This is a genomic window from Lysobacter sp. Root983 (genome assembly GCF_001429345.1).
Lineage (GTDB): Bacteria > Pseudomonadota > Gammaproteobacteria > Xanthomonadales > Xanthomonadaceae > Lysobacter.
On sequence record NZ_LMJO01000012.1, the window covers coordinates 404,494 to 418,037 of the forward strand.

Consider the following 13,544-nt stretch of genomic DNA (forward strand, 5'->3'; position numbering starts at 1 on the left):
CCCGGCGCGGCGGCAATTGCGGGATAATCGCCCCTGCCGGCGACTCCCGGCCTCGGCATCGCCGTTTTCCTGGTTACCGCATGCGCGCATGTGGCGGGCCTGGGTTCGTGCGTGGCGCCGTCGCCATTGCGATGCCGGCACATGCAAGACCGTCCTTTCGCATTGAAGCCAGCCGCCAGCCATGAACACTGAATACCGCAAGCCGCTACCGGGCACCACGCTCGACTATTTCGACGCACGCGCCGCGGTCGAGGCGATCGCGCCCGGCGCCTACGACCGCCTGCCCTATACCTCGCGCGTGCACGCCGAGAACCTGGTGCGGCGCGCCGAGCCGGCGATGCTGGCGGCCTACCTGACCCAGTTGATCGAGCGCCGCAGCGACCTGGACTTCCCCTGGTTCCCGGCGCGCGTGGTCTGCCACGACATCCTCGGCCAGACCGCGCTGGTCGACCTGGCCGGCCTGCGCGACGCCATCGCCGAGCGCGGCGGCGACCCCTCGCAGATCAATCCGGTGGTGCCGACCCAACTGATCGTGGACCACTCGCTGGCGGTGGAGCACGGCGGTTTCGACAAGGACGCGTTCGCCAAGAACCGCGCCGTCGAGGACCGCCGCAACGAGGACCGCTTCCACTTCATCAACTGGACCAAGCGCGCGTTCCGCAACGTCGATGTGATTCCGCCGGGCAACGGGATCATGCATCAGATCAATCTGGAGCGGATGTCGCCGGTGGTGCATGCGCGCGACGGCGTGGCCTTCCCCGACACCCTGGTCGGCACCGACAGCCACACCCCGCACGTGGACGCGCTGGGCGTGATCGCGATCGGCGTCGGCGGCCTGGAAGCCGAGAGCGTGATGCTGGGCCGCGCGTCGTGGATGCGCCTGCCCGAGATCGTCGGCGTGCACCTGAGCGGCAAACCGCAGGCCGGCATCACCGCCACCGACATCGTGCTGGCGCTGACCGAGTTCCTGCGCCAGTCCAAGGTGGTCGGCGCCTACCTGGAGTTCTACGGTACAGGTGCGTCCGCGCTGACCCTGGGCGACCGCGCCACCATTTCCAACATGGCGCCCGAGTACGGCGCCACCGCGGCGATGTTCTTCATCGACGACAAGACCATCGACTACCTGCGCCTGACCGGCCGCGAGGACGCCCAGGTCAAGCTGGTCGAAACCTACGCCAAGCAGACCGGCCTGTGGGCCGACGCCCTGGTCGGCGCGCAATACGAGCGTGTGCTCGAGTTCGACCTGTCGACCGTGGTGCGCAACATGGCCGGCCCGTCCAATCCGCATAAGCGGCTGCCGACCTCCGAACTGGCCGCGCGCGGCATCGCCGGGCAGTGGCAGGACGTGCCGGGTCAGATGCCCGACGGCGCGGTCATCATCGCCGCCATCACCAGCTGCACCAACACCAGCAACCCGCGCAACGTGATCGCCGCCGGCCTGATCGCGCGCAACGCCAATGCGCGCGGCCTGGTGCGCCGGCCGTGGGTGAAGAGCTCGCTCGCGCCCGGTTCCAAGGCGGTGCAGCTGTACCTGGAAGAGGCCGGCCTGCTGAGCGAACTGGAGCGGTTGGGCTTCGGCATCGTCGCCTTCGCCTGCACCACCTGCAACGGCATGAGCGGCGCGCTGGACCCGGCGATCCAGAAGGAAGTGATCGAACGCGATCTGTACGCGACCGCGGTGCTGTCGGGCAACCGCAATTTCGACGGCCGCATCCATCCCTACGCCAAGCAGGCCTTCCTGGCCTCGCCGCCGCTGGTGGTCGCCTACGCGATCGCCGGCACGGTGCGTTTCGACATCGAGAAGGACGCGCTGGGCTACGACCCCGACGGCCAGCCGATCACGCTCAAGGACATCTGGCCCAGCGACGAGGAGATCGACGCGATCGTCGCCAGCAGCGTGAAGCCGGAGCAGTTCCGCCAGGTCTACGAGCCCATGTTCCGCTCCGACGGCGCCGTCGGCGGCAGCATCGACCCGCTGTACGCCTGGCGCCCGCAGAGCACCTACATCCGCCGCCCGCCGTATTGGGAAGGCGCGCTGGCCGGCGAACGCACGCTCAGCGGCATGCGCCCGCTGGCGGTGCTGGGCGACAACATCACCACCGACCATCTCTCGCCGTCCAACGCGATCATGCTCGACAGCGCGGCCGGCGAATACCTGGCCAAGATGGGCGTGCCGGAAGAGGACTTCAATTCCTACGCGACCCATCGCGGCGACCACCTCACCGCGCAGCGCGCGACCTTCGCCAATCCCAAGCTGCTCAACGAAATGGTGCGCGACGAGGCCGGCAAGGTGCGTCAGGGGTCGCTGGCGCGGATCGAGCCGGAAGGCGAGGTCACGCGCATGTGGGAGGCGATCGAGACCTATATGGAGCGCCGCCAGCCGTTGATCATCGTCGCCGGCGCCGACTACGGTCAGGGCTCCTCGCGCGACTGGGCGGCCAAGGGCGTGCGCCTGGCGGGTGTGGAAGCGATCGCCGCCGAGGGCTTCGAGCGTATCCACCGCACCAACCTGATCGGCATGGGCGTGCTGCCGCTGGAATTCCTGCCCGGCACCGACCGCAACACGCTGGGCATCGACGGCACCGAGACCTTTGATGTGATCGGCGAGCGCACCCCGCGCGCGACCCTGACCCTGGTGATCCACCGTCGCAACGGCGAGCGCGTGGACGTGCCGGTGACCTGCCGCCTGGACACCGCCGAGGAAGTCTCGATCTACGAGGCCGGCGGCGTGTTGCAGCGTTTCGCCAACGATTTCCTCGAGTCCGCGCAGGCGGCTTGAGGCCGGTATCGCCGACCTCGCCGCCGCGGCGGTCGAGGTCGCGATCCTTACGCAACCATTCCCCCGATCCACGGAAGCCATCGCCCATGTCGCACCTCCCCCAGCTCCGCATCCCCGCCACCTACATGCGCGGCGGCACCAGCAAGGGCGTGTTCTTCCGTCTGGAGGATCTGCCCGCCGCGGCCCAGGTGCCGGGGACGGCGCGCGATGCTCTGCTGCTGCGCGTGATCGGTTCGCCCGATCCTTACGGCAAGCACACCGACGGCATGGGCGGCGCGACGTCCAGCACCAGCAAGTGCGTGATCCTGGCCAAGTCGGCGGTGCCGGAGCACGACGTCGATTATCTCTACGGCCAGGTCGGCATCTCGCAGTCCTTCGTCGACTGGAGCGGCAACTGCGGCAACCTCAGTTCCGCGGTGGGCCCGTTCGCGATCGCCGCCGGTCTGATCGATCCCGCGCGCGTGCCGCACGACGGCATCGCGATCGTGCGCATCTGGCAGGCCAACATCGGCAAGACCATCATCGCGCACGTGCCGGTCAGCAACGGCCAGGTCCAGGAGACCGGCGATTTCGAACTCGATGGCGTGACCTTCCCGGCCGCCGAGATCCAGCTGGAATTCCTGGATCCGGCCGACGAAGGCGAGGGCGGTGGCGCGATGTTCCCCACCGGCAACATCGTCGACGACCTGGACGTGCCGGGCGTGGGCACGCTGCGCGCGACCATGATCAACGCAGGCGTGCCGACCATCTTTCTCAACGCCGCCGACCTGGGCTACACCGGCGCCGAACTGCAGGACGCGATCAACGGCGATCCCGCCGCGCTGGCCAAGTTCGAAACCATCCGCGCCCACGGCGCGGTGCGCATGGGCCTGATTGCGGACATCTCCGGCGCGGTGCAGCGCCAGCACACGCCCAAGGTCGCGTTCGTCGCGCCGCCGCAGGACTACACCTCGTCGGGCGGCAAGCGTATCGCCGCCGCCGACATCGATCTGCTCGCGCGCGCGCTGTCGATGGGCAAGCTGCACCACGCGATGATGGGCACGGCCGCGGTCGCGATCGCCACCGCCGCCTCGGTGCCCGGCACCGTGGTGAACCTGGCCGCGGGCGGCGGCAACGACCGCGCCGCGGTGCGCTTCGGCCATCCTTCCGGGACCCTGCGGGTGGGCGTGGAAGCGCGTCAGGTCGACGGCGAGTGGGCCGTGACTAAGGCCTCGATGAGCCGCAGCGCGCGCGTGCTGATGGAAGGCTGGGTGCGCGTGCCCGCCGACTCCTTCTAAGCAAGGGGCAAGCTAAGAAGGGACAAGGCCGGCGGCGAGCGCCCGCGCCGCCGCCCGCTCTGGCCGGCCGTCGCCGCTGGGGCCGTTTACCCGCCGAGCGTGGCTGGGCCATGGCGCCGGTTCGGCGCTGCCGACCGGGCCGCGTTCCGGCACGACCGCTCGTCGTTTATGTCCACGGTATGTGTGGATTAAAAGTGTCATGGAGGTGGCGAGTAGCGGTATCCTCGCCGCCGTGCCCGCCGTGAGCTCGATCCGGCCGGGGCAAGGCCGGCGCCTGGGGACGAGCGCCGGTCGTCGATCCGCCAGTCATCACGGAAGTCGGTTTCATCGACAGGGAGAGGCAGCATGGCGCATGAGTTCATTCCGACCCAGTTGCACGGCGGCGGCCGGGTCACCTTGGTGAAGTGGGAAGACGAGGCGCCGACCCAGCACGGCGACGATCTGCAGGCCAAGGCCTGGAACCCCAGCCATCCGCGCAAGGGCGTGGGCTTCTACGAGTCGACCATCGACTACATGCGCAACGACTGGGCGATCGAGCACATGTCGCCCACCAAAGCGTCGAAGGACGGCAAGCATCTGCTGCTGTTTCACAACGCCGCCACCGATACCTGGCATTCGGCCGACGCGCTGGACATCGACCACGCGCGCAAGTGGAAGGAGCATCTCACCGCGCTCAAGGTCGATAACTACGCCGACGCCAACCGCGCCTACAACGACGTCGGCAACCTGCGCCTGCTGCCGTCGCCGGTCAATCGCGCGCGCGAAAGTTTCGAGACCATGCTGGAGGAGCACGGCAACGACTCCCCGCAGACCAAGGCCTGGGTCAAGAAGCATTTCGCCTTCGACCCCGACGCGGCCCATCCGGCCTACGACGCCGAGAGCGACCTGGCGCGGCGCACCGTCGCCACCACCGGCCGGGATTGGGATTCCAGCGAGGGCCGCAAAGGCCTCAGCTTCGACACCCGCGTGCTCGACAAATGGTTCGACCACCAACTCAAGGAGAGCTACGCCGGCAGCGTCGAGATGACCAGCCCGACCACCGGCAAGGTCACCGCGGTGCCGTTGTTCCATTGCGCGGCGTCCGGCCAGCTATGCACGCGCGACGCTCTCGACATCGACCATGAGGTGCCGTTCGAGATCCTGGCAAAGGAGATGGTGAAGTACGCCGAGGGCGGCGTGGCGACCAAGGCCAACGCGCTGGACGCGTTCAACGAGACCAGCAACCTGCGCCTGGTCTCGCGCAGCGCCAACAGTTCGCACGAGTGGGAGCTGGACCAGTTCGGCAACTACCGCGACGACGAAGACCCGGAGTTGTCCGGCGAGTTCGACGATTTCATCGACGACGAAGTCGCGCCGATGCGGCTGGGCAGCGAATCGCGTTCGAACGCGGCGCCGCCGCTGGCCGCGTCGGCCGCGGCCGCGAGCCCGTCGCTCTCGACGCCCGCGTTCAACCCCTTGTCGTCCACACCCTCGACGCCGGTGTTCAATCCCTTGTCGTCCACGCCCTCGTTCGCCGCGTCGCCGACGGTGGCCGCAGCGGCGACGGGCCTCGGCGGCGCGCCGCAGCCCAGCGCGCAGACGCAGCCCCCGGTGTTCGCGTTCGCGGCGGCCGTCGCGGCCGCGCCGCTGATGAACGACCCGCGCCATCCCGATCATCCGCTGTTCGCGCAGGCGCTGAAGTGCCTGCAGGCGGGGCCGGGCGCGAAGCTCGGCCCGACCCAGCAGGAGAACGCGGCCTCGTCGCTGGCCTGGGTGGCCAAGGCCAACCAGATGACCGCGATCGATCAGGTGGCCTATAGCGAAGGCAAGTTGTTCGTGGTGCAGAACCCCAACTCGCCCGGGCGCCTGATCGCGTCGGCGGGGGCCGACCTGGCCGCCAGCCGCACCGTGGAGCAGAACACTTCCGTTATCGACAAGCTGCCCACGCCGGCCAAGGCGCCCGCGCCAGGGCAGGGCCAGCAGCAACCGATGACTTACTGACGGGTCCGCCCGCCGCCCGCCCGCCAAGGACGCCGATGCGTCACCGCCAAGGAGCCCAACCATGCCTTTCGAAGACGTCACCCTGCAAAGCGGACAACACGTCACCCTGGTCAGCTGGGAGGACCTGAAGCCGACCCAGCACGGCGGTCGTCTGCAGACCACGCCCTGGACCAGTCAGGACACGCGCGAGTCGCTGGCCTTCTACGACTCCACCGTCGAGTACATGCGCAACGACTGGGCGTTCAAGAACATGTATGCGCAGCCGGTCGAAACCGACCAGGGCCGGGTCGCGCTGTTCCACAACGCCACCACCGATACCTGGCACAGCATCGACGCGCTGGACATCGATCACGTCACGCCGTGGAAGCAGCACTGCGTCAACAAGGGCGTCGATAATCAGGCCGATGCCCACTACGCCTACAACGACGTCGGCAACCTGCGCATGCTGCCGGCGGTGGTGAACCGCGCCCGCGACAGCGCGGACCTGATCTACGCCACCCACGGGCCGAACTCGCCGCAATGGCAGAAGTGGGTCGACGAGCGCCTGGGTTTCGACACCAACGTCAACCATCCCGCGTTCGACGAAGACCGCGACCTGGCGCGACGCCACAAGACCACCATGGAAACGCCGTGGTCGGCCGATGAGGGGCGCAAGGGCCTGAGCTTCGATGCCCGCGTCGCCGGCAAGTGGTATGAGGCGCAGCTGGAACAGGCCTATGCGACCACGGTGCAGATCAAGAGCCCGACCACCGGCAAGATCAGCGACGTGCACCTGTTCAAATGCGACGCCTCCGGCCAGCTGCTGACCCGCGACGCCCTCGACATCGACCATCGGGTGCCGTTCGAGATCCTGTCCAAGGAGATGATGAAGTACGCACCGGACGGCGGCATCACCAAGGCCCATGCGGCGGACGCCTACAACGAAACCAGCAATCTGCGATTGGTCGGCCGCAGCGCCAACAGCGGTCACGAGTGGGAACTGGATCGGCACGGCCAGTACCGCGACAAGGTCGAGATCAAGCCCATGCCCGGCGACTACCGTGAGGATCAGCTGACGCTGTCCCCCAGCATGCGCGATCAGATCCGCAGCACCATGCGCCAGACCTACGGCGGCATCGGCAGCCTGCAGGAAGGCGGCTTCGGCGGCCTGCCGTTGGGCGCGCCGCAGCAGCCGCAGGCGATCCTGCTCAACGACCAGCGCCATCCGGATCATCCGCTGTTCAACAACGCGCTCAAATGCGTGCAAGCCGAGTACAAGGCGCTTGCGCCGCAGCAGCAGGAAGTGCTGGCCTCGTCGGTGGCCTTGTTCGCCAAGCAGAATCACATGCCCGACATCTCGCGGGTGGTGAGTCACGAAGGCAATCTGTATGCGGTGCGCGATCATGGCTTCAGCGGCGCGCGCGACGTGGTGCTCCATCCCGAGCAGAACCTGCTCAACCGCACCCTGCAGCAGAACAGCCAGGAGATCGCCAATGTGGCCACGCCGACCCAGCAGGGTTGGCAGCAGGGCCAGCAACAGAACCGCGGCTTGGTCCAGTAATCCGCGTCGTCGCCTGCGCCTGGCCGTTCACGGCTCGGCGCAGGCCTGTTGCGCCGGGACGAAACCCGGCTAACCACCGCCGCCGCATCCCATCCAATCCTGTAGACGCAACGCACCGGGATTGAGATGACAACGAGTAAGCGCAGCACGCATGCCTGGGCATGCGGTGGATGGGTATTGCCGATGATGTTCGCCGGCGGCGCGCAGGCGGCCATCGCGATCGACGGCAAGGTCGACGAGGCGCAGTGGCAGCAGGCGCGCGCGTATCAGGACTTCAAGGTCACCGAGCCCTACCGCTTGGAAGCGCCGCCCGCCGGCGCGGGCACCACGGCGCGCCTGCTGTCCACGCCGGAGGGCATCGCGGTGGCGTTCGAGCTGGAGCAGTCCAGCGCGTTCGCGCGGGTCAAACCGCGGCTGGAACGCGACCAGGACCGCGCCGCCGATCGCGTCAACGTCAGCATCGATTTCGACGGCGACGGTCGCAGCGCCTACAGCTTCAGCGTCGACCGCGCCGGCTCGGTGCAGGACGGCGTGGTCGTCAACGAGAACGTACTGAACCTGGACTGGGACACCGACTGGTCCTGGGCGGTGAGCGAGACCGCCACCGGCTGGCAGGCCGAACTGCTGATCCCGTGGTCGGTCGCGACCATGCGCGGCGCCGACGCCGCCACGCGCAAGATCAACGTCTACTTCAGCCGCACCCTGGGCAGCAACGGCGAGCGCCAGGCCACGCCGGCGGTGGCGACCTCGCGCGGGCGTTTCGTGTCCGGCTTCGAGCCGATCGAAATCGCCCAGTACCGCAAGCCTTTGCTGCACTTCTGGCCTTACCTGACCGCCCACCACGACCTGATAGACGGCCGCACCCGCTACAACGCCGGCGTCGATGTGTTCTGGAAGCCTTCGCCGACCTTCCAGCTCAGCGCCACCGTCAATCCGGATTTCGGCCAGGTCGAGTCCGACGATCTGGTGATCAACTTCGACGCGGTCGAGACCTTCTACAGCGACCGCCGCCCGTTCTTCACCGAGAACCAGAGCATCTTCGATCTGACCACACCGGACGCCGGCCGGCTGATCCACACCCGCCGCATCGGCGGCGCTGCCGACGACGGCTCCGGCGCCAGCGACATCGATGCCGCGCTCAAGCTCAACGGCTCGGTGGGCGCCCTGGGCTACGGTCTGCTCGCAGCCAGCGAGGATGGCCAGGCGGGTCGCGACTTCTATGCGGCGCGGTTGCAGTACCCGCTGCGCCCGGGGCTGAACCTGGGTTGGTTGGGCAGCCTGGTGCAACGGCCCCATCGCGATCGCGAGGCGCAGGTGCAGGCGCTGGATCTGAGCTGGAAACCGAACGACCGATTGATCGTCAACGCCCAGGCTCTGGCCAGTTTCATCGACCAGGCCGGACGCAGCAGCGACGACAGCGGCGCCTGGCTGCGCATCAATTGGACGCCGTCGAACCGCTGGCGCTACGAGTTGGAGCTCACCCACTTCGGCGACCGGCTCGACTTCAACGACCTCGGTTTCCAGCGCCGCGCCAGCCTCAACGAAATGGAGGCGACCGCGGTGTATCTGCACCGGATCGAGGATGCGGCCTCGAAACTCGGCAGCACGCGCTGGTCGGCCGAACTGCAGGCGCGCAGCAACGACCGCGGCGACCGTCCGCCGACCTATCTGCTGCTGGGCGGCAACCTCAACTTCCGCAACGGCGACCTGATTTACCTTGAGGCCAGCCTGATCAGCGACGGCGCGGACGACCTGATCTCGCGCGGCAACGGACTGTGGCAGCGCTCGGGCCGCTACGACGCCGAGGTCGGCTACAGCAGCCGCCGCTACGGCGACTGGTCGCTGAGCGCCTCGATCGAACTGTCGCCGCGCGGGCTGAGCGCGCGCCCGACCCAGGAGGTGGTGCTCAGCGCCAACTGGTACCCCAGCGACGCCTTCAACGCCTCGTTCGAGTTCGGCCCGGACCGCGGCGAGGACTGGCTGATCTGGGAAGGCGGGCGCAATTTCGGCCGCTACGCGCGCCGTGGCGACTTCGCCAGCCTCGGTCTGAGCTGGTTCCCGGGCCAGCGCCACGAGCTGCGCCTGAAGTCGGAGTGGGTGGCGGTGCGCGGCAGCCGCGGCCAACGCTACCGGCTGCAGCCCTCGGGCCGGATGGCCGCCAGCGGCCAGGCGCTGCCGGACTTCGACGTCAACAACTTCGGCCTGCAGCTGCGCTACCGCTATCTGCTGGGGCCGCAGTCGGACGTGTTCCTGGCCTATTCGCGCGGCGGCTACCGGCGTCAGGAGCGCGACGGGATCGGCGGCGGCGCCCTGTTCGACGACGCCCTGGGGCTGCGCGACGCAGACCAGCTGCTGGCCAAGATCCGCTACCGGTTCTAGGCCGGGGGGACGGCGCCCGCACATCCGGGCTAACCGATCGCGGGGTGGGTGCATCCTAAGGGGATGGACGGCGGCGACCCACCCTTGGACAGCGCAGCGCAATCGGCGGTGGCACGCGCACGCGCCGGCGACGAGCGCGCGTTCCGCGGGCTGGTGGACGCGCACGCGCGGCCGCTGTTCCAGTTGTGCTTCCGCATCACCCGCGACGCCGCGTTGGCCGAGGACGCGGTGCAGGAGGCGTTCTACAAGGCCTGGCGCGGCCTGGCCGGCTACGACGGCCGCGCCGCGTTCTCGACCTGGCTGCACCGGATCGCGGTGAACGCGGCGCTGGAGCAACTGCGCCGCGACGCCCGCCATCGCCAGGACGGCCCCGCCGCCCATCCGGAGGACGAGGAAGGGGCGGATTTTCTGGCCGCGCTGCCGGACGACGCGCCGGATCCGGAGGCGCGCGCCTCCGGCGTGCAGATCGGCCTGCGCATCGACCGCCAGATGCAGCGCCTGAGTCCGTCCGAGCGCGCCGCTTTCGTCCTGCGTCATTGGGAAGGCGAACCGCTGGAGCGGATCGCCGAAACCCTGGGTATGAATACCGGCCAGTGCAAGCAGGCCATCTTCCGCGCGGTGCGCAAATTGCGCGACGCCCTGGAAACCTTGAGGTAAGCCATGTCCATCCGCGACGACGACCTGATCCTGTACCACTACCGCGACGGCCTTGCGCCCGAGCGCCTGCGCGAGATCGCGTCCGCGCTGGCCGCCTCGCCCGAGCTCGCCGCGCGCTATCAGCGCCTGCGCCAGCTGTTGGCCGCGGCCGACGCCGACGCGCTGCCGCCCTACGATCCGGACCTGGAAGCGCGGCTGTGGCAGCGCCTGCAGCCGCGTCTGGCCGAGGCGTCGGCGCCGGCCACCGCGTCGGCGCCGCGCGCGACCGCGCGTGCGCATGCGCGGCCGCGCCGCCGTCTGCGCGCCTGGGGCGCCGGCCTGGCCGCGACCGCCGTGCTGGCGCTGGCGGTCTATCTGCCGTTCGCAGGCCGCGACCCGATGCCACCGGCCGCGCCGGTCGCGGCCCAGCCCGCCGCGCCCGTGCCCGCGCCGGAGGGCACCGGCAACGACCGCGCCGACCGCGTGCTCGACGCCTACGTGGCCGGACATCTGCGCAGCACCGAAGGCCTGTTGCTGAGCGTGGTCAACAACGAGGGCGGGGCGCTGGCGCCGATGGATCCGGCCTATGTGCGCGATCTGGTCGACGACAACCGTCTCTATGCCGCCGCCGCGGCCGAGCGCGGCGACCGCGCGCTGGCCGGCTTCCTGCATTCGCTGGAGCCGACCCTGATCGAACTGGCTAACCGAACGCCCGCCGCGGGCGTCGAACAAGAAAACGCGCTGCGCGACTATGTCGACGGCAGCGATCTTGTGTTCCAGGTGCGCGCGGTCGAAGCGCGTTTGCAACAGCGCAGCGGCAGCGCCGCCGCGCAGGAAGGAGCGACGACATGATCCGCCACATCCCACTGCGTCCGCGCCTGACGGCGCTGACCCTGGCCACGCTGCTGTTCGCCGCGCCCCTGGCGGCGGTGCCGCTGGATCCGGGCGGCGAGATGAACGCCCTGTATTGGCAGGGCCACAGCGCCCTGGGCTCGGGCGACTGGAGGGGCGCGCAACTGCGTTTCGCCGATCTCGAACGGCGCCTGCGCCAGAGCGAGCCCGATGCGGTCGACGCGGCCATCTATTGGCAGGCTTACGCGCTCATGCGCGCCGGCCGCGACGACGAGGCGACCGCGCTGGTCAAGCGCCTGCGTGGCGAGTTCCCGCGCAGCCGCTGGAACCGCGACGCCGCGCAGCTGCTGCACGGCAGGAACCAGGCGCCGGTGGTCGATGGCGACGACTCGCTGACCGCGCTGCTGCGGCAGCCGCCCGCGCAGGCGATCCCGAAACTGGTGGCCCTGCTCAACGGCAACGGTGCGCCGCGCCTGAAGCAACGCGCGCTGTTCCTGCTCAGTCAGATGGACGACGCCGGCGCGCTGGCGCAGGTGGCGGTGGTCGCGCGCGGCAACGATCCGCTGCTGTCCGAGCGTGCGGTGCGCATGCTGGCGGTGGCCAACGCCGGCGACGAGCTGCGCCAGGTCTACGCCGCGGTGCCGCAGGCCGATCGCAAGCTGCTGGTGCTCAAGGCGATGGGCGTGGCGGGCAGCTACCAGGATCTGGCCGAGGTCGCGCGCCGCAGTTCGAACGCGAGCCTGCGCCGCGGCGCGCTGCAGGCGCTGGGCGTGGCCGGGCAAAGCGAGGTGCTGGCCGAGGTCGCCAACAGTTCCACCGATTCGGGTACCCGGATCGCCGCGATCCAGGCCCTGGGCACCGCCAACGCCACCCGCGATCTGCTGGCCCTGTATCCGAACGTGCGCAGCGCGCCGCTGCTGCGCCAGGAAGTGCTGAAGAGCCTGCTGGTCGCGTCCAACGAAGGCGTGGTGATGAAGCTGTATCACCAGGCCGCCACGGCCGACGAACAACGCGCGGTGCAACGCGTGCTGATCGACGCCGGCTACGACCCCAATCGCCCGCGCCGCTGAGCGCAACAGTTCCGGAGCTGCCCGCATGCGTATCCGCTATCCGATTCGCGCCGCGCTCTATGCGGCGCTGGTGCTGGGCCTGTTGGCCTCGATGCTGCTGAAACCGGCCAGCGCCGCCGCCGAGGACGGCGCGGCTTTGATCGACGCGGTCAGGGCCGGTCGCATCGACGCGCTGCGTCACCTGGTCGCGCGCGGCGCCGACGTCGACGCGGCCGTGCCCGGCGACGGCACCGCCCTGATCGAAGCCGCGCGCCGGCGCGATCCGGCCCTGGTCGCCGAGCTGCTGCGCCTGGGCGCCCAGGTCGACCTGCGCGTGCGCGGCGACGGCAACGCCCTGATCGCGGCCGCCGCGCAGCGCGACAACCTGGCGGTGGTTCGCCGCCTGGTCGAAGCCGGCGCGGACATAGACGCCATCGTCGAAGACGACGAGACCGCGCTGATCAACGCCGCGCGCAGCGGCGATGCGCGTGCGGTCGCCTACCTGGTCGAACGCGGCGCGGACGTTAACCTGGGCGTAGCGGTGCGTGCGCATGCGGGCGCGGCGCCGGTGTGGCGCTCGCCGCTGAATCAGGCGCGCACAGACGACGTACGCCGCTATCTGATCGAGCGCGGCGCGCGCCGCTGATCGGGACGCGTCGATCGGGCGCCGGACTCCGGCGTCGCGCGCAGGCGATCGGCGAGAAACGCGACGGTCGCGCGCACACTCGGCAGCAAGCCGCGGCGATGCGACATCGTCAGGCTCGTGCTCATGCGGCCCGCCGCCCGGCCCGGAAGCGTAGTGCCGGCGGCCGGCGCTCAAGACCAGGCGACGGAAACTCCGGCGGCCGGTCCGGCGCGCTCCCTGGCGCCAACCAACGTCAAGCCGATCCCGGCCTCGCTTCGCGCATGCGGCCCTGGCGCGAGCATGCGGCCTGTCCCCGGGGCGTGCTGTGCGGCAGCGATCGTTCTCGCGACGGCGCGCACACGATGCATGCGACCTGCGTACGCAGCGGATGACATTCGTCAGTTACGCCGCCATGACCGCGATGCCA

At 69.6% G+C, this 13,544-nt stretch carries 9 protein-coding genes; all 9 read left to right on the top strand.

Annotated features, from left to right (window positions below; genetic code table 11):
• The first annotated feature begins 181 nt into the window (after positions 1-181).
• The 9 genes from acnD (at position 182) to ASE43_RS09135 (ending at position 13,138) form a co-directional block, all read left to right on the top strand.
• Positions 182-2,779 (top strand): Fe/S-dependent 2-methylisocitrate dehydratase AcnD, encoded by a 2,598-nt coding sequence (gene acnD, locus ASE43_RS09095; protein WP_057160240.1) that lies wholly within the window; start codon positions 182-184, stop codon positions 2,777-2,779.
• 86 nt (positions 2,780-2,865) lie between these two features.
• Positions 2,866-4,056, top strand: coding sequence for a 2-methylaconitate cis-trans isomerase PrpF (prpF, locus tag ASE43_RS09100; protein WP_057160241.1), 1,191 nt, complete (start codon positions 2,866-2,868; stop codon positions 4,054-4,056).
• A 345-nt stretch (positions 4,057-4,401) separates the two neighbouring features.
• Positions 4,402-6,036 carry an XVIPCD domain-containing protein gene (locus ASE43_RS21820; protein WP_057160242.1) on the top strand — a complete coding sequence of 545 codons (1,635 nt, stop codon included), beginning with the start codon at positions 4,402-4,404 and terminating at the stop codon, positions 6,034-6,036.
• 61 nt (positions 6,037-6,097) lie between these two features.
• Positions 6,098-7,576 (top strand): XVIPCD domain-containing protein, encoded by a 1,479-nt coding sequence (locus tag ASE43_RS09110; protein WP_056178133.1) that lies wholly within the window; start codon positions 6,098-6,100, stop codon positions 7,574-7,576.
• 183 nt (positions 7,577-7,759) lie between these two features.
• On the top strand, positions 7,760-9,955 hold the full coding sequence (locus ASE43_RS09115; RefSeq protein ID WP_057160243.1) for a DUF5916 domain-containing protein: 2,196 nt from the start codon (positions 7,760-7,762) through the stop codon (positions 9,953-9,955).
• Positions 9,956-10,063: 108 nt separating this feature from the next.
• The gene (locus tag ASE43_RS09120; protein ID WP_162250647.1) at positions 10,064-10,612 is read left to right on the top strand and encodes a sigma-70 family RNA polymerase sigma factor; all 549 of its coding nucleotides are present in this window, start codon (positions 10,064-10,066) and stop codon (positions 10,610-10,612) included.
• A 3-nt stretch (positions 10,613-10,615) separates the two neighbouring features.
• Positions 10,616-11,443 (top strand): hypothetical protein, encoded by an 828-nt coding sequence (locus ASE43_RS09125; RefSeq protein WP_057160244.1) that lies wholly within the window; start codon positions 10,616-10,618, stop codon positions 11,441-11,443.
• Entirely contained in the window at positions 11,440-12,513 is a 1,074-nt protein-coding gene (locus ASE43_RS09130) for a hypothetical protein (protein WP_057160245.1), read from the top strand. Before ASE43_RS09125 ends, ASE43_RS09130 begins: the two co-directional genes overlap by 4 nt.
• Positions 12,514-12,538: 25 nt before the next feature.
• Complete coding sequence (locus ASE43_RS09135) at positions 12,539-13,138, top strand: ankyrin repeat domain-containing protein (protein WP_057160246.1); 600 nt, start codon at positions 12,539-12,541, stop codon at positions 13,136-13,138.
• Positions 13,139-13,544 lie beyond the last annotated feature (406 nt).